The organism is Pseudomonas sp. B6001, from assembly GCF_013386015.1.
Lineage (GTDB): Bacteria > Pseudomonadota > Gammaproteobacteria > Pseudomonadales > Pseudomonadaceae > Aquipseudomonas.
The window spans coordinates 216,139-236,715 of sequence record NZ_JACAOX010000020.1; the positions used below are offsets into that span (position 1 = coordinate 216,139).

Annotated in this window: 17 protein-coding genes and 1 riboswitch; of the genes, 6 read left to right on the forward strand and 11 right to left on the reverse strand. The window is 61.7% G+C overall.

Features of this window, described 5'->3' with window-relative positions; genetic code table 11:
- Window positions 1-133: 133 nt before the first annotated feature.
- A riboswitch (TPP riboswitch) is annotated at window positions 134-239 on the reverse strand.
- Between the two features lie 196 nt (window positions 240-435).
- Window positions 436-1,875 (forward strand): TolC family outer membrane protein, encoded by a 1,440-nt coding sequence (locus HX821_RS22950; protein ID WP_177036434.1) that lies wholly within the window; start codon window positions 436-438, stop codon window positions 1,873-1,875.
- 122 nt (window positions 1,876-1,997) lie between these two features.
- On the opposite strand, the gene waaA is transcribed toward HX821_RS22950, so the two are convergent.
- Both waaA and HX821_RS22960 read right to left on the reverse strand, forming a co-directional pair.
- Window positions 1,998-3,275 carry a lipid IV(A) 3-deoxy-D-manno-octulosonic acid transferase gene (waaA, locus tag HX821_RS22955; RefSeq protein WP_102367970.1) on the reverse strand — a complete coding sequence of 426 codons (1,278 nt, stop codon included), beginning with the start codon at window positions 3,273-3,275 and terminating at the stop codon, window positions 1,998-2,000.
- Window positions 3,276-3,298: 23 nt separating this feature from the next.
- Window positions 3,299-4,189, reverse strand: a complete 891-nt coding sequence (locus HX821_RS22960) for a LysR family transcriptional regulator (protein WP_008439125.1) — start codon at window positions 4,187-4,189, stop codon at window positions 3,299-3,301.
- Window positions 4,190-4,292: 103 nt separating this feature from the next.
- Here HX821_RS22960 and HX821_RS22965 point away from each other — a divergent pair, with 103 nt between their 5' ends.
- The 4 genes from HX821_RS22965 to HX821_RS22980 all read left to right on the forward strand — a co-directional run bounded on the left by HX821_RS22965 (window position 4,293) and on the right by HX821_RS22980 (window position 7,776).
- Entirely contained in the window at window positions 4,293-4,628 is a 336-nt protein-coding gene (locus tag HX821_RS22965; protein WP_003209492.1) for a multidrug efflux SMR transporter, read from the forward strand.
- 153 nt (window positions 4,629-4,781) lie between these two features.
- Window positions 4,782-5,957, forward strand: coding sequence for an FAD-binding oxidoreductase (locus HX821_RS22970; protein WP_003209491.1), 1,176 nt, complete (start codon window positions 4,782-4,784; stop codon window positions 5,955-5,957).
- Complete coding sequence (locus HX821_RS22975) at window positions 5,954-6,766, forward strand: aldo/keto reductase (RefSeq protein WP_003209490.1); 813 nt, start codon at window positions 5,954-5,956, stop codon at window positions 6,764-6,766. Before HX821_RS22970 ends, HX821_RS22975 begins: the two co-directional genes overlap by 4 nt.
- A 41-nt stretch (window positions 6,767-6,807) precedes the next feature.
- Window positions 6,808-7,776 carry a hypothetical protein gene (locus tag HX821_RS22980; protein WP_008439131.1) on the forward strand — a complete coding sequence of 323 codons (969 nt, stop codon included), beginning with the start codon at window positions 6,808-6,810 and terminating at the stop codon, window positions 7,774-7,776.
- A 133-nt stretch (window positions 7,777-7,909) separates the two neighbouring features.
- Here the strand turns inward: HX821_RS22980 and hldE are convergent, their stop codons facing one another.
- Together hldE and msbA are read right to left on the reverse strand one after the other, a co-directional pair.
- Window positions 7,910-9,331 carry a bifunctional D-glycero-beta-D-manno-heptose-7-phosphate kinase/D-glycero-beta-D-manno-heptose 1-phosphate adenylyltransferase HldE gene (gene hldE, locus HX821_RS22985; RefSeq protein WP_003209486.1) on the reverse strand — a complete coding sequence of 474 codons (1,422 nt, stop codon included), beginning with the start codon at window positions 9,329-9,331 and terminating at the stop codon, window positions 7,910-7,912.
- A 154-nt stretch (window positions 9,332-9,485) separates the two neighbouring features.
- Window positions 9,486-11,291: a lipid A export permease/ATP-binding protein MsbA gene (msbA, locus tag HX821_RS22990; RefSeq protein ID WP_003209481.1), complete on the reverse strand. Its 1,806-nt coding sequence runs from the start codon at window positions 11,289-11,291 to the stop codon at window positions 9,486-9,488.
- A gap of 159 nt (window positions 11,292-11,450) precedes the next feature.
- Between msbA and HX821_RS22995 the strand changes: the two genes are divergently transcribed.
- A complete protein-coding gene (locus HX821_RS22995; RefSeq protein WP_177036436.1) occupies window positions 11,451-13,328 on the forward strand; it encodes an O-antigen ligase family protein in 1,878 nt (625 codons plus the stop codon).
- 66 nt (window positions 13,329-13,394) lie between these two features.
- On the opposite strand, the gene HX821_RS23000 is transcribed toward HX821_RS22995, so the two are convergent.
- The 7 genes from HX821_RS23000 to HX821_RS23030 all read right to left on the reverse strand — a co-directional run bounded on the left by HX821_RS23000 (window position 13,395) and on the right by HX821_RS23030 (window position 20,461).
- Complete coding sequence (locus HX821_RS23000; RefSeq protein WP_003209477.1) at window positions 13,395-14,279, reverse strand: glycosyltransferase; 885 nt, start codon at window positions 14,277-14,279, stop codon at window positions 13,395-13,397.
- Complete coding sequence (locus HX821_RS23005; RefSeq protein ID WP_134325632.1) at window positions 14,276-15,424, reverse strand: glycosyltransferase family 4 protein; 1,149 nt, start codon at window positions 15,422-15,424, stop codon at window positions 14,276-14,278. Before HX821_RS23005 ends, HX821_RS23000 begins: the two co-directional genes overlap by 4 nt.
- An 85-nt stretch (window positions 15,425-15,509) precedes the next feature.
- Window positions 15,510-16,916 carry a PIG-L deacetylase family protein gene (locus tag HX821_RS23010; RefSeq protein WP_177036438.1) on the reverse strand — a complete coding sequence of 469 codons (1,407 nt, stop codon included), beginning with the start codon at window positions 16,914-16,916 and terminating at the stop codon, window positions 15,510-15,512.
- Entirely contained in the window at window positions 16,913-17,809 is an 897-nt protein-coding gene (locus HX821_RS23015; RefSeq protein ID WP_177036440.1) for a GNAT family N-acetyltransferase, read from the reverse strand. Before HX821_RS23015 ends, HX821_RS23010 begins: the two co-directional genes overlap by 4 nt.
- Window positions 17,810-19,567 carry a carbamoyltransferase gene (locus HX821_RS23020; RefSeq protein ID WP_008439143.1) on the reverse strand — a complete coding sequence of 586 codons (1,758 nt, stop codon included), beginning with the start codon at window positions 19,565-19,567 and terminating at the stop codon, window positions 17,810-17,812. It abuts the gene before it with no gap.
- Window positions 19,568-19,721: 154 nt separating this feature from the next.
- Complete coding sequence (locus HX821_RS23025) at window positions 19,722-20,075, reverse strand: YceK/YidQ family lipoprotein (protein ID WP_008439144.1); 354 nt, start codon at window positions 20,073-20,075, stop codon at window positions 19,722-19,724.
- A gap of 53 nt (window positions 20,076-20,128) precedes the next feature.
- Window positions 20,129-20,461 (reverse strand): YceK/YidQ family lipoprotein, encoded by a 333-nt coding sequence (locus HX821_RS23030; RefSeq protein ID WP_177036442.1) that lies wholly within the window; start codon window positions 20,459-20,461, stop codon window positions 20,129-20,131.
- Between the last annotated feature and the right edge of the window lie 116 nt (window positions 20,462-20,577).

The following is a 20,577-nucleotide window of genomic DNA, read 5'->3' on the forward strand; positions in this document are numbered from 1 at the left end:
AACTATCCAGGCGGTGGATTTTTGTCGGAGTGAACCTGTGACGGATGGACGCACTGTGACAGTGCTGTGCTTGGCGCACGGGCTGTTCGATTGTCGAACAACATCCCGGACGAAGCACAAGAGGACTCGCCGGGTGACGAGAAATCTTGTTCCCTACGCAGGCGCTAACCTGATCAGGTTCAACGGGATCCGGTATTTACCGATCTCAGCCTTCCAACAAGGCACCCCGACAAGAACGCGGCCAGTCTAGACCATGGAGCAGGCAAATTGCCAACGGCGGTGCATTCATCGTGATGAATGGCGTAATTACAGGATTGTTGTGCCGTGATAGCGCCACTACACTCGGTGACTGCCTGAGGTCTTGACGCCAGGAATGGGCCGCCTTAGCCTTGGGCACCAAATTATCGCCGTAATATTTAATCTAGGGATCGCCTCATGCTGCGCAAACTTTCACTGGCTCTCGCCGTGTCTTGTGCGACCAACGGACTGGTCTGGGCAGCTGAAGCGCCCCTGACGACCAAAACCGACCTGGTCAGCGTCTACCAGGAAGCGGTGGACAACAACGCCGACCTGGCCGCCGCCCGCGCCCAATACGGCGCGCAGAAAGAAGTGGTGCCCCAGGCCCGCGCCGGGTTGCTGCCGAACCTGTCGGCCGGTGCCGACATCAACAATGTGCGCACCCAGCTGGACCAGCCCGCCGCCACGGTCAACCGCGACGCCCATTCCTGGCGCGCGACCTTGAGCCAGCCGCTGTTCCGCGCTGATCGCTGGTTCCAGCTGCAAGCCGCTGAAGCCGTCAACGAGCAGGCCGCGCTGCAACTCTCGGCCACCGAACAGAATCTGATCCTGCAAAGCGCCGAAAACTACTTCGCCGTGCTGCGAGCCCAGGACAACCTGGCGTCCACCAAGGCCGAAGAAGCCGCGTTCAAGCGCCAGCTGGACCAGTCCAACGAACGCTTTGACGTCGGCCTGTCGGACAAGACCGACGTGCTGCAATCCCAGGCCAGCTACGACACCGCACGGGCCAATCGCATCCTGGCCCAGCGCCAGGTGGACGACGCCTTCGAAGCGCTGATCACCCTGACCAACCGCCAGTACAACTCGATCCAGGGCATCGTCCACACGCTGCCGGTGCTGCCACCGGCGCCGAACGACGCCAAGGCCTGGGTCGAAACCGCCGGCCGCCAGAACCTGAACCTGCTGGCCAGCAACTACGCGGTCACCGCCGCCGAAGAAACCCTCAAGCAACGCAAGGCCGGCCACGCACCGACCCTGGATGCCGTGGCGCAATATGAAAAAGGTGACAACGACGCCCTGGGCTTCAGCAACCCGAGCGCCTTTGGCCAGCCGTATCACGGTGACGTGTCGCAACGCACCGTAGGCTTGCAGTTGAGCATCCCGCTATACAGCGGCGGCCTGACCAGCTCGCAAGTGCGCGAATCCTATTCCCGCCTGGGCCAGAGCGAGCAGCAACGCGAGGGCCTGCGTCGCCAGGTGGTGGAAAACACCCGCAACCTGCACCGCGCGGTGAACACCGATGTGGAGCAGGTACAGGCGCGCCGCCAGTCGATCATCTCCAACCAAAGCGCGGTGGAAGCCACGGAAATCGGTTACCAGGTGGGCACGCGCAATATCGTCGATGTGCTGGACGCCCAGCGCCAGCTGTACACCTCGGTGCGCAACTACAACAACAGCCGCTACGACTACATCCTCGACAACCTGCGCTTGAAGCAGGCGGCGGGCACGTTGAACCCGGGGGACTTGCAGGATCTGGCGCGTTACCTGAAGGCCGACTACAACCCGGACAAGGACTTCCTGCCGCCGGACCTGGCCAAGGCCGCCGCGGCGCAGCTGAAGGCTAACCCGGGTTACTAAGACTGCCCGTTAACCCAATGTGGGAGCGGGCTTGCTCGCGAAAGCGGTGTATCAGTCGACTTATTCGCTGACTGACACTGCGCATTCGCGAGCAAGCCCGCTCCCACATTTGATTTGTGTTGTTAGACGTTAAGCAGTCTGCCCAATCCGTCCAGCAAACGCTTCAATGCCCCCTGATTGGCGCGCATCACCGCCAGCCCCGCCTGCCCCATCTTCTGCGCGTCCTGCGGCAGCTCGAACAAACGCTGCACCGCCACCGCCAAACCCTCGGCATCGTCCACTTCCTGCAACGCGCCGGCGTCGCGCATCATTGCGCTGATTTCCAGGAAGTTGAACACGTGGGGCCCGCAGATCACCGGCTTGGCCAAGGCCGCCGGCTCCAACGGGTTATGCCCGCCCGTGGCAACCAGGCTACCGCCGACAAAAGCGCTGTCGGCCAGGGCATACAGAAACAGCAACTCGCCCATGGTGTCGCCCAGCAACACCGAGGTTTGCGCCGTCACCGCCTCGCCGCTGGAGCGACGCACCGTGGCGAAACCCTGCTGCTGGCACAGCTCGAACATCGGGTTGAAGCGCTCCTGATGGCGCGGCACCAGGATCAGCAACGCATTGGGATAACTGGCAAGCAACTGGCGATGGGCAGCGAGCACCACTTCGTCTTCGCCTTCGTGGGTGCTGGCGGCGATCCACACCGGGCGTTCACTGGCGTGCCACTGTTCACGCAACGCGGCGGCGAGCGCCAGCAGTTGCGGGTCGATGGCCAGGTCGAACTTGATCGAGCCGGTGACTTCGACAGTCTCGGGCCGTGCACCCAGGCTGCGAAAACGCTCGGCCTCGGTTTCGGTCTGGACGGCGAACAGGCTCATTTCCGCCAGCATCGGCGCGGTCAGCCTGGCGAAACGCCCGTAGCCCTTGGCCGAGCGAGCCGACAGCCGCGCGTTGGCCAATGCCACGGGAATCCCGCGTTTGGCGCACTGGTGAATATGGTTGGGCCACAGTTCGGTCTCCATGATCACCGCCAGTTTCGGCTGCACGCGATCGAGAAAACGCTTGGCCGCACAGGGCAAATCGTACGGCAGGTAGCAGTGCTGGATGCGCGGCTCGTTGGCGAACAACGCCTGGATGCGCTCGGAACCGGTGGGCGTCATGCAGGTGACGGTGATCGGCAGCTGTGGATAACGTTCCAGCAGCCCGCGAATCATCGGCGCAGCGGCGATGCTTTCGCCCACCGACACCGCATGCACCCAGATCCCGCCGGGTTGCATCACCGGCAAGCCCCAGGAGAAGCGTTCTCCCACGCGCTTCGCGTAAGCAGGCGCTTTGCGGGCTCGCAGCCACAGACGTAAAGCCACCAACGGCAGCGCCAGGTAAAACAGACAGCTGTAGAGAGTTCTATTCATGGCGGCGGAGTTTATCGGCTTTTTCAGTCGATCGCCTGCAAGCACTCGGCAAAACGTTCGGCGAGGAAACGCGCGGCCGGGCCGAGGGGCTCGTCGCGGCGCCAGACCAGCTCCACCACCAGCGCCGGCGGGGTCCATTCGCTGTTCAGTTCGACCATCTGGTTCTGATAGGCCGGATACTGCACCACATGCCGCGGCAACCAGGCCCAACCCAGGCCGCGCGCAAGCCATTCGGCCAGCACGTAGAAACTGTCAGCCCGCCACACTTGCGGGCTGGCGGCCTCGCTGCCGGGATACACGCTGGTCTGGGTCGCCATCAGCAATTGGCGAAACTGCGCCAGGCGCTGGCAATCCACGAACTGTTCCTTAGCCATGGGATGCCCGATACCGCACACGGTCACCATCTCCACACTGCCCAGCACACGGCGCTCCAACGCTTCGGGGATCTGATCGTGATAGAACAGCAGGCCCAGATCCGCCTTGCGCTCCACCAGCTTGCGCGCGACATCGCCTTGGGCGGCGCTGGACAACTGCACTTCCAGGCTGGGAAATTTTCCCGCCAGCGCTTCGAGGCTATCGAGCACCGGCTGATAGAGCATGGCTTCATCCTGGGCCAGGCGCAGGCGCGCCTCTTCACCGCGCATCAATGACAAGGCACGGCCATTCAGGCGCTCGCACTGGCGCAAGACTTCCCGCGCCTCCTCGAGCAACGCGGTGCCGGCCTCGGTCAAGCGGGGCTGGCGGCCGCTGCTGCGATCAAACAGGGATACGCCCAGGTCCGCCTCCAACAGGGCAATCCCATTGCTGACTGCCGATTGTGCCCGACGCTGGTCCCGCGCCACCGCCGAAAATGAACGCTGCTCGGCGACGCTGACAAACAGGCGCATTTGCTCAAGACTCCACTGCACGCTCATGGCTCAACCCATCTTCAATTCGGATAGGTAATGACTTTACCGCATCTGACAAGTCTCTAAAATGCCAACCTTATCAAGCGACCCTGTACCGAGGATTTACCCCATGAACGCCGCCTACTATTACCTGGCCATTGCCATCTGCTCGGAAGTGATCGCCACCGTTTCCATGAAAGCGATCAAGGGTTTCAGCACGCCAATCCCGTTGTTGCTGGTGATCGTCGGCTACGGCGTGGCCTTCTGGATGCTCACGCTGGTGGTGCGCACCGTGCCGGTGGGTGTCGCGTATGCAGTGTGGGCCGGGATGGGCATCGTGATGGTCAGCATCGCCGCGCTGTTTATCTACGGGCAGAAACTGGATATCCCGGCGATGCTGGGCATGGGCCTGATTGTGCTGGGCGTGGTGGTGATTCAGTTGTTCTCGAAAACGGCCGGGCACTGAGCGTTCACGTGAGATTCAATTGAGGCCGAAACTCGCAGCCTCGTTCCACTCGACAGCTCCTGCGGTGCGTCTGTCATCAGGGAGCGTTGGGGCGAAGATTCACTTCATGAGCCTGTATACTGCGCAGCCTGTCTTGAACACTGAGGTCGCTGCATGCCATCCGTTATTTCCACCGACGTTCTGATTGTCGGCGCCGGGGTTGCCGGCCTCTGGCTCAATGCGCGCCTGCGCCGCCAGGGCTTTTCCACGGTATTGGTGGAAAGCGCCACCCTCGGTGGCGGGCAAAGCGTGAAGTCCCAGGGGATCATCCACGGCGGCGCCAAATACGCACTGCACGGCGCCCTGACCGGTGCCTCCGAAGCCATCGCCGACATGCCCCGCCGCTGGCGCGAAGCCCTGGCGGGCAACGGTGAACTGGATCTCTCCGGTGTGCGCCTGCTGTCCGAAGCCCACTATTTGTGGTCGCCGGGCACCATCGCCGGCAACCTCACCAGTTTCTTCGCGAGCAAGGCCGTGCGTGGCCGCGTGGATCAAGTGAAGGGCGATGACCTGCCACCGGCCCTGCAAGATCGCCGCTTCAAGGGCAAGGTCTATCGCCTGGCCGAACTGGTGATCGACGTCCCAAGCCTTATCGAACGCCTGGCCCAACTGGCCGGCGACGGTTTGCTCGCGGGCAAACAGATCGAACCCTTGCTGGAACAAGGCACACTGGTCGGCCTGAAGGTCGATGGCCGTGAGATCCGCGCCCAGCGTATCGTCATCAGCGCCGGCGGCGGCACCGCTGACCTTCTCGGCGCCCTGGGCCTGAGCCAGCCCGCCATGCAACGCCGACCTCTGCACATGATCATCGCCAAGGGCCCCGGCCTGAAGCCGCTGTACGCCCACTGCCTGGGGGGCGGCACCAAGCCGCGCATCACCGTGACCACGCATCCCGCCGCCGACGGCAATTGGGTGTGGTACCTGGGCGGCGATATCGCCGAAGCCGAAGGTGTGGCCCGTACCCCGGAGCAACAGATCGCCACCGCCCAAAAAGAGCTGGGGCAGTTGCTGCCCTGGATCGACATGAGCCAGACCCAATGGGCCACCTTGCGCGTCGACCGCGCCGAACCATTGCAGTCAGGCCTGACCCGCCCGGACAACGCGTTCCTCGCCGAACAGGATCGCCTGTTGGTGGGCTGGCCGACCAAGCTGGCATTGGCACCGGATTTCGCCGATCGAGTGATCAACGCACTGGAACGTGACGGCATCAAGCCCGGAACTACCGAAAAACTGCCCGAGCTGCCGAAACCCGCCATCGCCCAACCTGCCTGGGAGCAACTGCTGCCATGACCCTGCCGACTCTGCACGACCTCCACCGCCCACTGGGCAGCACCGGCCTGCTGGTCTCGCCGCTGGGCCTGGGCACCGTCAAGCTGGGCCGCGACCAAGGCGTGAAATACCCCAGTGGCTTCCAGATTCCCGATGACGATGCGGCGCGGATGCTGTTACGCCAGGCCCGGCAATTGGGCATCAACCTGATCGACACTGCGCCCGCCTATGGCCGCAGCGAAGAACGCCTGGGCCCGCTGTTGCGCGGCCAGCGCCAGGAATGGGTAATTGTCAGCAAGGTGGGCGAAGAATTTGCCGAAGGCGTATCCCATCACGACTTCAGCGCAGCCCACACCCGGCTTTCGGTGGAGCGCAGCCTGAAACGACTGGAAACGGATTTTATCGATCTGGTGCTGGTGCACTCCGACGGCAACGACCTGCATATCCTCAATGATTGCGAGGTTTACCAGACCCTGGAAGACCTCAAGCGCGAGGGCAAGATCCGTGGTTTCGGCTTCTCCGGCAAAACCGTCGAAGGCGGTGTAAAGGCTCTGGAACAAGGTGATTGCGCCATGGTCACCTACAATTTGAACGAACAGGCCGAGAAAGCCGTCATTGATTATGCCGCCGCACACGGCAAGGGCATCCTGGTGAAAAAGGCACTAGCCAGTGGCCATGTCTGCCTGGAATCCGGAGTGGATCCAATTCACGCCAGTTTCATGTTGTTGTTTGCGCAAACTGGCGTTGCCAGTGCTATTGTCGGGACCATTAATCCGCTGCACCTCGCCCACAACGTGGCGACCGCTGCCAAGGTCATTCGCCAACTCTGATGCCGCCGACGCGGCCGACCCCGACGCAAGAAGGAGCCGACATGCCGCGAACGCTCATAAGAAAGAACCCCAGCAACTTCAAGACACTGCCGCTGCACGTCGAAGCAACCCCCGAAGGCTTGAGCTACCAGAGCGTCGGCATGCCGCTCAACTTCGCCCAGACCCTGCAACGGCGCAAGCCGGTGGAGGTGAAAGACACCGAGCGTTTCGTGCTGGAGCTGGCCAACCTTGGGGTCTCGGTGCGCCTGACGCTGCACTGGCAGAACCGCGATTACTGGGTGCTGGTGCGCCAGCGCCGACAAGACCGTGGCGACGTCGTGCTCAAGCTGATCTCCGGCTATGTCCCCGCCCACGAACTGAACCTGCCACTGCACACCGCCATCCAGGAAATCGCCGAGGAATGCCTGCTGGAAACCCCGGAAGGCTGGCTGGGCGGTCGCTTCAATGACACCTGGCTGCCGGCGCCCTACTCGTCGGCCCTGCACTACCGCGAAGCGTTGCCGTTCCGCCTCTCACCGCTGTCCGGGGCCGCGCGCCCGGTGCGCTGCGCCACCATGCAATTGATTGAACGACCACGCGCCTACGTGCACCTGCCCACGGCTTCGTTGCAGTTGATTTATGACTTGCGCCTGGAAGTGCCCAAGGAGGCGAAGTCCCTGAGCCTGTTTCATGTGGACGAGCGCCTGGAGGGCGACCAATTGGTGGCCCGCCTGGACCGCCAGCGCCCGGACCTGTACCTGATGCCGCTGAAGGACGGGCAGCCGTGTGCGGAGCTGTATACCTTGAAGAAGGATCAGCTGTATCCGGCGAGTACGCGAGGGTTGTATCTGGCTGAAAGCTTTGCCCAGCAGGAAGGCTGGATCGTGCGGGATGAGCGGATCCGCTGGAAGGACTGGCTGCGCCAGCAAGGGCTGAGTGCACCCGAGAAAGAGTCGAAGCTGAAGCGCTTGACGGGTAAGGCGCGGCAGATCTTGCGCAAGATCGTGCCAAAGAAAAAAGCCAACCGGTAACCGGACGTCAGGTCGCGGCAGTCAAATGTGGGAGCGGGCTTGCTCGCGAAGGCGGTGTATCAGTCACTGCATCTGCCAGCTGACCCACCGCTTTCGCGAGCAAGCCCGCTCCCACACGAACCCGCTCCCACCATCAGTTATTGCGGATCTTCTCGACAATCGCCGTGGTCGAGCTGTTTTCCACCAACCCCAGCACTTTGACCTTGCCACCGTAGGCACTGACGATATCGGCACCCACCACCTGGTCGACGGAATAATCACCGCCCTTGACCAGCACGTCCGGCTTGACCTGGGCCAGCAGGTTTTCCGGGGTCGCCTCGGCAAAGCTGATCACCCAGTCCACCGCACCCAAACCTGCCAGCACCGCCATGCGACGGTCGACACTGTTGATCGGCCGGCCTGGCCCCTTGAGGCGGCTGACCGACGCATCATCGTTGACTGCCACGATCAAGCGATCGCCCTGGGCCCGCGCCTGCTCCAGGTAGGTCACGTGACCGGCGTGGAGGATGTCGAAGCAACCGTTGGTGAAGACAATGCTCTCGTTATGGGCACGGGCATCGTCAATCGCCAGCAACAGTTGCTCAAGGCTCAACACGCCGCGCTCCGAGCCTTCGGATCGCTGGATGGCGCGGCGCAGCTCAGGTGCACTGATGGCCGCCGTACCGAGCTTGCCGACCACGATACCTGCTGCCAGGTTGGCCAGGGCCACCGCATGGGGAAGTTCCTCGCCCGCCGCAATTGCCGCGGCCAGGGTGGAAATCACGGTGTCACCGGCACCGGTCACGTCGAACACTTCACGGGCCCGCGCCGGCAGGTGCATGGCCGGGTGATCAGGACGCAGCAAGGTCATGCCGTGTTCGCCACGGGTCACCAGCAAGGCACCCAGGTCGAGGTCGGCCATGAGTTGGGCGCCCTTGGTCACCAGCTCGTGCTCATCGACACAACCGCCGACGATGGTTTCAAATTCGCTGAGGTTCGGCGTGATCAGGCTGGCGCCCCGATAAATCGAGAAGTCCTTGCCCTTGGGATCTGCCAGCACCGGAATGCCCCGGGCCTTGGCGGCCTGGATCAGTACCTGATGGTTTTTCAAGGCGCCTTTCCCGTAGTCGGACAGCACCAGCACCTTGATGCCTTCGAGCATCTCGTCGACCTGGGCGCTGAGCACCAGGGCGTCGGTGGCGAAGGGTTCTTCAAAATCGATACGCAGCAATTGCTGGTGCCGACTCATGACCCGCAGCTTGACGATGGTCGGCTGGTGGGGAATGCGCTGGAACAGCGCACGCACACCCGCACCCTTCAGGCTGTTGGCCAGGCTGTCGGCAGCCTCGTCGTCGCCGGTCACACCCACGAGGGATGCCGGGGCGCCGAGGGCGGCAATATTGAGGGCAACGTTGGCAGCGCCACCTGGACGGTCTTCGATTTGCTCGACCTTGACTACCGGTACCGGTGCCTCAGGGGAAATCCGTGAGGTACCGCCATGCCAGTAACGGTCGAGCATGACATCGCCGACCACCAAGACAGGGGCTTGATCGAATCGCGGCATGGACAACTTCATGGAGCAACCCACATACAAAATGAACAGGGGCGCGATATTACCACAGGGTTGTCAAAGGCTTGTGCAATGTAGGAGCCGGCTTGCCGGCGATGCGGCCACCGCGGTTTTTCAGTGCAACCGCGGTGGCCATCGCCGACAAGCCGGCTCCTGCAGATCAGGTGATGTCGGCCGGGATCGGCGCGTCCAGGCCCATGGCATGCAGTCGGGCGTAGTAACCGTTTTGCGCCAGCAATTCGCCGTGGGTACCGCGCTCGACTATCCGGCCATCGTCCATCACCAGGATCAGGTCGGCTTTCTCGATGGTCGACAGGCGGTGAGCGATCACCAGGGTCGTGCGGCCTTGCATGACCTTGTCCAGGGCGGCCTGGATATGGCGCTCCGACTCGGTGTCCAGCGCCGAGGTGGCCTCGTCGAGGATCAGCAATGGCGCGTTCTTGAGCAAGGCCCGGGCGATTGCCAGGCGCTGGCGCTGGCCGCCGGACAGCAGCACGCCGTTTTCGCCGACCTGGGTGTCGAAGCCCTTGGGCAACTGGTCGATGAAGTCCTTGGCATAGGCATCGGCCGCTGCCGCCTCGACATCGGCCCGCGGTGCGCCGGCCAGGTCACCGTAGGCGATGTTGTTGGTCACCGTGTCGCTGAACAGGGTCACATGCTGGGTCACCTGGGCGATGTGCCGACGCAGGTTGAGCAGGCGATAGTCTTCGATTTCCACGCCGTCGAGCAGGATCTCACCGCTCTCATGGTGGTAGAAACGCGGGATCAGGCTGGCCAGTGTCGACTTGCCGCTACCCGAACGCCCCACCAGGGCAACCATCTGCCCGGGCTCTGCGGTAAAGGTGATGTCCTTGAGCACATGGCGCTCGGTGCCCGGGTAGGTGAAGTTCAGGTTGCGCACTTCCAGGCGGCCGCTGACCTTGTCGCGCTCGATGGTGCCGCGATCGATTTCCACGTCTTCGTCCAACTGCTCGAAAATACTTTCGGCACCGGCCACGCCTTTCTGGATGGTCGAGCTGACTTCGGACAGCTGGCGGATTGGCTTGGGCAACAGGCCGGCCAACGTGATGTAGGCCACCATGTCACCCGCCGACGCATCACCGCGAAGGTACAGGACCAGGAACATCAACACTGCCATGGCGCTGTAGATCACCAGTTGCAGCGCCGGCGTATAGATCGCGCCGGTGCGGGTCATGCGCAGTTGCTTGTTGGTGTTGCTCAGACTGGCCTTGAGGAAGCGCTTCTGCTCATACACCTCACCGCCGAAGCTGCGCACCACGCGGTAGCCCTGGATGGTTTCCGAGGCAACGTGGGTGACGTCACCCATCGCAACCTGGATCTTCTTGCTCTGCTTGCGGAATTTCTTGCTTGCGGTGCTGACCATCACGGCAATCAACGGCAGGATGGCGATCATCACCAGGGTCAGCCGCCAGTTCATGAACAGCAGCGAGGCGAACAGGAAGATCACCGTCATGCCTTCGCGAATCACCACCTTGATGGCATCGGTCGCAGCACCGGTGACCATGGTCACGTTGAAGGTGATGCGGGAGATCAGGTGCCCGGAGTTGTGATTGTCGAAATAGCGGTTCGGCAGGGTCAGCAGGTTGTTGAACAACTGCACCCGCAGGTCGTGGACGAGGCCCAGGGAAACCTTGGCCAGCAGGTAGTTGCCCAGGAACGAACCGAGGCCCTGCCACGCGGCGATCAGGATGATCAGCAACGGCACGGCCTGCAGCAGTTGCAGGTCACGCAGGAAAGGCACCGTGGGGAACAACACCGCTTCAGGGTTGGACAGGCCATCGACAAAGTACTTGAGGATGTAGCCCAGCATCGGCTGGGTCGAAGCGAAAATCAGAAAGCCGACGATACTCAACGCGAACAAGCCGGCATAGGGCTTAACGTAGCTGAGCAGGCGGAAGTATATTTTCAAGCTCGAAGGGCTTGCGCTCGGACTGGAGTCGGTCATATCACGCGGCGGTTTTGAAAAAGGAGGCTGACTTTAGCACAGCTTCTCTGTTGTACTTGCACGCGGCACAACCGCAGCCCCGTTGGATCCAACGGACGACATTATATAGCCACTACTTTAGTATGGTCGGCTTTCTTTATTCTGGAACGGCTTTTCTGTATGCACTCCAAGCGCCTTACCTATGGCTCAAATCGCGTTTTCGACTTCCTCTGTTTGTGGATTCTGCCCATCGGCTTGTTGTTGCTCCTGAGTTCGCTGTTCTTCGTCACCAATCGAAACGTGCTGCACAGGTTCTACTACCTGCTGTTCGCAGCGCCGACACTGTTGCTGCTGTGCCTGCGCCCGACGGAATTCAAGCAGGTATTGCGCGAGCCCCTGGCGATTGCCTTCCTGGTTTTCTCGGGCTGGGCGCTCACCAGCCTGCTCTGGAGCCCTGAGGCCACGACAGACTCCGACCTGTTCAAGCGGCCACCGAATACCTTCACGTTGTTTGTCGGCTTAGGACTGTTGCTGCATTACCGCAGCGAACTGTTCAAGCCGATCTTCTTCTGTGCCGCGCTGATTGCGCTGATATCGAGCGCCTGCAGCCTGGTGGCTTTTGCTCCCCACCTATCGGATGGCTCGCGAATGATCGGCGGGCGTGGCGCTCTTGATAATCCGCTGCTGAGCTCTCACGTATTCGGATTCTTCTGCATTTACTGGCTGTACGTATGCATGACCACCAAGCGTGCGCACGTACTCTGGTTCAGCGTTCCGGCACTGGCAATCATGGGCGCTGCAGTGATGGCCACCGGCTCGAGAACGCCGCTGGTTGCCCTGCTCCTTGCCGTGCTCTGGATGAGTTTCATCACTCGCAATCGGCGCTCGGCCCTGCTGATCGCCTGTATGGCGCTGGCGGCCGCGGCGCTGCTGCTGCTCTATCCCGAACTGATCACCAATCGTGGCAGCTCGTCCCGCTTCGAACTCTGGAGCATGTCGCTTGAGCGTATTGCCGAACACCCCTGGATCGGCCACAGCTACGACTCAGAGTTGTACCTGACACTCGCCGACGGCAATCAACTGCGCGAACCCCACAGCTTTGCCCTCGGCGTGCTCTATTACGTCGGCATCATCGGCTTCATCCCTTGGATATTCATGCTCGGCTGGGGCCTGTACAAAAGCCTCAAGGAACGTGCGCAGCCATTGTTCATCCTGGCCTCCTCCCTGCTGGCCTATGGCATCGGTGCCGGCCTGACCGAAGGCGGCGGCATTCTCTCGCGACCAAAAGAGCACTGGTTCCTGCTGTGGATCCCGCTGGCACTGATCGCCGGCCTGAGCATCGCCCAGCGTCGCCGCAGCCTGCTGCGCATGCCGGTTCAACGCCTGAAATCGCAAGACTTCGAACAGCTGTGCGCCAACGCCCACGTGATCGAAGCCGATGGCCTGGGGCCCAAGGTCCTGCGCCTGGAGGATGGCAGCTTCCTCAAGCTGTTCCGCCCTCGTCGCTGGTACACCTCAGGCAGCTTCAATCCCTATTCAGAGCGCTTTGCCAGCAACAGCGAGCAACTGCGTGCATTGGGGATTCCATCACCGGTCATCCTCAATCTCTATCAGTTAAAGGATGCGAGCAGCGCCGTACGTTATCAGCCGCTGCCCGGCCTGACCCTGCGCCAGGCCCTGCAAAGCCTGGACAGCAGCCTGCGGGAATCGCTGATCGAACGTTTCGGCCGGTTCATGGCCCAGCTCCACGAGCGCGGCGTGTACTTCCGCTCCCTGCACCTGGGCAACGTACTTTTGATGGATGATGGCGAGTTCGGCCTGATTGACGTGGCAGACATGCGCATCTACCCATCGCCGCTGCGTAACGCCCTGCGCCAGCGCAACCTGCGGCACATGCAGCGTTATCCCCAGGACCGCAACTGGTTGTTCGAAACCCACTTTGAACAACTCGCCGCTGGCTACGCTTCGGCTGCATCGCCAAGCGCCACGGCGAAGATCCGTGACCAGGTGTCCAGGCTCAATCGTCCGGTTGCGCAGGTAGCGAACCCGGCCAAGTGATGGCTTGAAGCGCCGGGGTTGCAGGCCTCGGGCCATTGCGATGAACGCAATGGCCCGGCCGAAGCCCTATGAGCTGCGCTGCGGCGCCAGGTACAGCCGCACCAACCCACGCAAGGTCTTGCGACCCCAGAACTTCAACGGAATCTGCTTGAGGATCTCCCGCGCCAGTGGGCGGTCACGGTCGGCGGTCTTGAGGAACATCGAGTTCAGGAAGTTGTAGCGAACCTGATCGTAGGCGGGATGATCGCTGAACAACCCGTAGGTCTTGAGGATGTTCTGGATCATGTAGCGGTGATTCTTGTAGGTATTGGTCGCGTGCTGGCGATAGCGCGCCATCACCACGCTCAACACGTCGATGGTGTACCCGGCGTGGGTGATCTTCAATTCGATCAGCAAGTCTTCCAGCGGAATCAGCGGATCGAACCCTCCGACCTCTTCCAGCGCCTGCCGACGGATCATCAGCGTCGGTGCCGGCGGAAAGGGCTTGCGATCGAGGAACAGGTCATCGAAATCCAGGCTGCGAAACGGCAAGTCGCGGCGCTGCTTCTTCTCCGGGTATGGCTTGCCGTCCCCATCAATCAACTCGATATTGCCGGCGCAAATACCCACCTTCGGCTTGCCTTCCATGTAGGCAACCTGGGTGGCGATGCGCTCGGGCAGCATGATGTCATCGGAGCCGAATGGCGCGATCAGGCTGCCTTTGGCGCGAGCGATGGCACCGTTCAGGGTATTGGTCAGGCCCTGGTTCTGCTGCACCTGGAAATCAAACCCGTGTTCGGCCTGCAAGCGCTGGATGCGCTCCACGCTGTCATCCCTGGAGCCATCGTCTACCACCAGCAACTCGATGTTGGGGTAGGTCTGGCCGAGCACACTGAGAATGCTCTGCTCGATGTACGGCCCGTGGTTGTAGGAGGCGATGATCACAGTGACCAGGGGTTGCTGCAGACTCATGCTTTACCTACTTCACGCAGACCGGTTTCGATCAGGTTCAAATACTTGTGCCGGAACTCGTCCAGGGTGTGGTTTTCTTCCAGGTAGCGGAACACTTGCTCACCCTTGGCGCGCAGTTCTTCGTCGCTCAGCGCCAGGTAAGTGTCCAGTGCTGCCGCCAACTGCTCGACATTGCCCGGATCATGGGAGAGGCCGCCGGCACCTTGCACCAACGGCAGCATCGCCGGGCCATTGGAGGCGATGACCGGCAGATGGCCGCTCATGCCTTCCAGCAGCGCCAGGCCCAGGCCTTCGAACAACGACGGCATGGTCCAGATGTCGAAACCGCGCACATACTTCATGCCATCTTCGCGAAAGCCCAGCAGGTGCGCACGGCCGGTCAGGCCCAGGCGCTCGATATCGGCGCGCAGGTCTGCTTCGGCGCGGCCGGAGCCGATGATCCCCACCTGGGCCTCAGGGTATTTGTCCTTGAGGGTGGCGAACGCTTGCAACAAATGGGTGTGGCCCTTGATCGGCACCAGGCGGCCCAGGGCGCCAATCATCCGTGCATCCAGCGGCAGGCCCAGGGCCTCGCGCGCTTCATCCCGTGGCAACTGCAAGGCTTCGGCCTGGGGGATGTCGATGGCATTGGTGACAAAGGTGGTGTTTTCGCGGGTGAACCCGCAGTTGAGGTCCACCAGGTAATCCCTGACCGCTGCCGACACCCCGACGAATCGCCACGCCGGGCTGACCCACTTCTGCGTCTGGCGCCGGCGGTAGCCCCGGGCGTACTCGCCAAAACCGTGGGAAATGCCGATGCACAGGGGGATCTTCAACCAGCGGTTGAGCGACAGCATCATGTTCACCGACTTGAAGCGGTTACAGATGACCACGTCGAATTTCTGCTCGCGGCAATATTTGTAGATCTGCCACATCGCGCCGAAACGAATGCCCTTGAGGGACTTTTCCGGCAACTCGAAATAATGGGAGTGCTCAGCCACGCTCAGGGGCTGGCCGGGCAGCGGGCGGCCGCTGAGGAACCCGGATGTGACCTCGAAACGTTCAGCCGGCAAGGCCTTGACGATCTGCTCGCCGAGGTCGGCGAAGTCGTGGGTCTTGACGTTGTAGTCCGGCTGTAACTGCAAAACCTTGAAACGAGGTTTCATAACTCTCCATGCTGCAATCTGGCTGCGGGCGCGCAGCCCGGCGAAAAGGGGCGGCAGGCGCTGCAAGCCTGCCTTCAATAAGGTCTCAATCCTGCTTCAACACCCAGAGCAACTCATGACGGCGCACCGCCTTGCGGAAGAACTCATTCTCTCCGTAAGGCGATGGACTACGGCCCGCCAATAATTGCTGCAACCACCTGCGCACGCGGCGCTTGAACGGCGCCCGCGGCTGCAAGTCGTGCATCATGCCCAGGGCCATGGCCTTGTCCTGCTGCTGGCTGAGCGTCAGCGGCAAACTGCAAGGCACCAGTTCACGAGAGGCATCAAAACGCGGCGGCAAGGCCACGCCAGCGCCCGAATCACCCATGGGCCAACGATCGTTATCATGCAGGTGGTTGGCGTAGCCGAGCAACGTGCCCGGTTGCCACTCCAGGCCTTGCAAGGCTTCGAGAATCGCGGCGTGGGCGCAGATGTGATCCGGGTGCGGATCCAGCAACGGCGTCGGCAACACGATCACCTGCGGGCGCGCCTTGAGCAGCAATGCCCGCAGGTCGGCAATCAGGTTATTCCAGGTCGGGGCGCCGTCCACATCCCCGGGCAAGGCCAGGGCATTGAACTGGCGAAACAGCCGCGTATCGTCCAACTGAGCTTCCCGGGAAGCCTGGGGCTGATCCGGTGCGGCCTGCATCGCTGCAAGCTGCATGCAGAAGTACCCCAACTGCACGCACTGCGCTTCGGGAACGCCCGCCCAACGCGGCACGGTGACGCTGTCCCAGGCACGCAGGCGGCCTTTGAGTCGTGCGGCATCGGCCTTGGGCATGCCCATCTGCTGATAGTGATCGGCTTCGATTTCGCCCGCCGTCAGGGTGACGATCCAGCTCTCGTCGGCTTGGCTGTAGAGGCTGAAAGCGGCCAATTCGGCATCGTCGGCATGGGGCGCGATGACCATCACCCGTTGGCGACGGTAGTCCGGCTGGCGGAACAACCAGAGCTTCGGCTGCCCCTTGATCCGGCAGAAGCGCCCGCGCAAGCGCAGCTTACCGCCGGCGAGTGCTTCGCCCATGCCCGTCAGGTTGAGGTAACGCCGGCCTGAAAGACCACGCTCGAAGACTTGCCGGTCGGGTGCATCCAGGCCCGACACGTCCACCGCCGGGTCGAGAAAACGCCCGAGCCAAGAGCTTTTGAGTTCAACCCCGACGATCAGGGTTTCATCGCCCACCAGAGGCGTGTCCAACAGCAGGCGCCCGGCTTCAAGACGCAGGCCCGCGCACTCGCTCCCTTCAGGAAACGCGTACTCATAATCGTCTTTCGGCGAGTAGAACAGATGATCGGCAAACCAGGCCTCATGTGCGGCCCACAGCACCACGGCCAGCACCAGTGGCAACCACCAGACCACCAGCACACCGACAGCCACCAATAGCAACAGGCCCACCAACAGCGCAATACGCTTGTTGCGCCGGTGCTGCTTGAGCAATTGCTGTTTGCGACTCATACGCTGAACACCGGCACCGGGTTGCACCAGCGCTCCTTGTATTCACGGTCGGAACGCCCGAAGGAGAAACGCAGCGGCTTGTCGCTCGCCCGCGCTTGCTCCCAGGCACTTTGGGTATTGAGGAAACTCAGCACGCTGCCGGGGCTGAACGCCTTGGTTTCAGGGTCGACACCGCCGTTGACGTATTCGGCGCTGACCCACTGCGGCGCCTGCACCTGATACACCAGTTGCACGGCAATCGCAGCGTCATTGAGAAACAGCACCGAGCCGAACAGGAATTCCTTGAGCAACTCCAGCACCTCGGCCAAGCGCTCGGCACCCGCCGCCGGGAAACCCCAGCGCCGCTGGAACAGGTCGCAGTAAATCGCCGCCAGTTCGCTGCTGGAAAACTCGCCGACCGCCCTTACCACGCCGCCCGCCTCTTCCAGCAAACGCAGTTCGCGGCGCTGGTTGTAGCGAAACTTCTTCGACAGCTCTTCCGGTGTGCGCGCCATGGCCAACTGCTCGGCCTGGGGCCTGAGGGTGCTCACGCGCCCTTCATTCAATGCAGAGAGATAACGCGCGCGATGGCGCAACGGCACCTGCGCATCGGCGGCAATCGGCAGGATGATCTCGGCGTTACCCAGATCAAACAGGCCTTTTTTGCCTTTGCGCTTGAGCACGTCCTTGGACAGGGCCAGGTCGCGCCCCCAGGTAGCAATTGCGCCCTTCAGCTCACCGTCCTGCTCCCAGCCCAGGTAGCGCACCGGAATCTGCGCCAGGTGCGCCAGCCGCTCGACGATCTGCGGATGAGTCGCCACGCTGCCGCCAAAACGCTGCCAGGCCTGGGCGTAAACCTCGGCCTCGACAGGCGTCCAGCCACGTTCACGCCAGCCCTGGAAGCGGTTCAGCATTTAGACCACGGCGTCATAAGGGTCCACGCCGTCCTTGACCACGAGGATGTCTTCCATGATCAGGTACTGCAGGTCGGAACCGAAGAACATGTTCAGCGCGTCGGTCGGCGAGCAGATCATCGCTTCGCCACGACGGTTGAGCGAGGTGTTCAGCGACACACCATTGCCGGTCAGTACTTCCAGTTCTTTCATCATGTCGTAGTAGCGCGGGTTGTATTCGCGCTTGAGCACCTGGGCACGGGAGGTACCATCTTCATGGACCACTTCCGGCACGCGGGTTTTCCACTCTTCCGACACTTCAAAAGTGAAGGTCATGAACGGCGCCGGGTGATCGACCTTGATCATCTGTGGCGCAACGGTGTCGAGCATCGACGGGCAGAAAGGCCTCCAGCGCTCGCGGAACTTGATCTGGTGGTTGATCCGGTCAGCCACGCCGGTGGCGCTTGGGCAACCGATGATCGAACGACCGCCCAGGGCACGCGGGCCAAACTCCATGCGGCCCTGGAACCAGGCCACCGGGTTGCCGTCGACCATGATCCTGGCGATGCGCTTGGGCATGTTTTCAATCTTGCGCCAAACCGGCTTGCTCTCGTGCTTGGCGCACGCCGCGATCACGTCTTCGTTGCTGTAGGACGGGCCGAGATAGACGTGCTCCATCTTCTCAACCGGTACGCCACGGGCGTGAGACACGTAGGCGGCTGCACCCACCGCAGTACCGGCATCGCCGGACGCCGGCTGCACGAACAGCTCCTTGACGTCGTCGCGGGCAATGATCTTCTGGTTCAGCTTGACGTTCAGCGCACAGCCGCCGGCAAACGCCAGCTTGCCGGTGTCTTTGAGGATGTCGCCCAGGTAATGGTCGATCATCTGCAACGCCAGTTTCTCGAACAGCGCCTGCATGCTGGCCGCGTAGTGGATGTACGGCTCGTCGGCGATATCGCCTTCGCGCTTCGGACCCAGCCACTCGATCAGTTTTGGCGAGAAGTAGAAACCCTTGCCCTTCTCTTTGTAGCGGCGCAGGCCGATGACGTTGGCGTAGTCGGTGTTGATCACCAGCTCGCCGTTTTCAAAGGAGGCCAGGCGCGAGAAATCGTACTTGCTGGCATCGCCATACGGCGCCATGCCCATGACCTTGAACTCACCGTCGAGCATCTCGAAACCGAGGAACTCGGTGATCGCGCCATACAGGCCGCCGAGGGAGTCCGGATCGTAGAATTCCTTGATCTTGTGGATCTTGCCGTTTTCGCCGTAGCCGAAGAAGGTGGTGGCGTACTCGCCCTTGCCGTCGATCCCGAGGATCGCGGTCTTCTCCTGGAAGCCCGAGCAGTGGTAGGCACTGGAGGCGTGAGCCAGATGGTGTTCAACCGGTTCGATCTTGATTTTCTTCGGATCGAAGCCCAGTTGCTCCAGGCACCAGACGATCTTGTTGCGATAGCGCTTGTAGCGACGGTTGCCCATCAGGATCGCGTCGAGGGCGCGGTCCGGGGCGTACCAGTAACGCTTGGCATAGTGCCAGCGGGCCTCGCCGAACAGGCTGATGGGGGCGAACGGAATCGCCACCACATCAACGTCGGAAGGCTTGATACCGGCTTGTTCCAGGCAGAACTTCGCCGATTCGTAGGGCATGCGGTTCTTTGCATGTTTGTCGCGCACGAAGCGCTCTTCTTCGGCGGCCGCGATCAGCTTGCCGTCGATGTACAAGGCTGCGGAAGGATCATGGCTAAGGGCGCCGGACAGGCCAAGAATCGTCAATGCCACAGGGGTCTAGCCTCTTTTAGTCTGCATGCAGGCGCGTCACGCCTGAAAAAAGTGTGCTCCCCGCCTGGGCGAGAAACAGCTAAAGGGCGGGATTATAGCGTAAACACGGCGCGGGATGATCTAGGGATTGTGGCGACCGGTTGTCACTGCAGGCCTAGCGGAAAATCTCGATGCTGCCGTCCCTGTTCTGGCGGTAGACCGTGTAGGGCAGCACAAGGGTGTCGAGCAAGCCGGAGGCCACGAGCTCGGCGGCGAAGATCGGCAGGGAGCCGGAGGCATCGCGCGTGTGCTCTTTGGTGGTGTCGGGGGCGCCGTTCAAGGTGCAGAAACCGTAGATCACCCCACTGTAGATACGCGGCACGTTTTCACAATAACTGCGCGATTCCTTGAGGTTCTGGCTGGCAACGGCGTCCGGGCGAAACACCGTGTTGATGGTGCCGCAACCGGTGGTGGATACCAGTACAGCGGCGAGAAGGACTCTGGTTGCAAGACTCACGGACAACTCCATTTGGCATAAGTGTGGGCATTCATCCCTGCCCCATACAACCTTGCCGGATCCGTTTATGAACCCGGGCGCCAATAGATACTGATGTTGCCATCGGCACCTTGCTTGTAGACCGTATAGGGCAGGACCACTGTATCAACAATGCCCGAGACCGTTATATCCAATAGAACGAATGGCATCAGCACGCCAGTGAGGTCCGGCGCGGCGTGCAGCAGGCAGAAATCAAAGGCAACCCCGCTGTAGACACGGGGAATCGACTGGCAGTAGGTTTTTTGCTTCCTGAGTTCACGTGCCGCCGCCGCGTCTTCGCGCAACAGCGTATTGGCCGTTCCGCAGCCGCTCAACACAAGGATTCCAATGCTTAGCGCAGCAGTCATTTTTAGCGTCATGGCAAGCCCTCTGAATGGCCAGCAACGCTAACATCGGCCCTGTTGGCGACCCAGACCCCACGCACCGCCGCGCCATGTAAGAAGATTCCGAAATGGCAAAAGCTGGCTGAATCGTT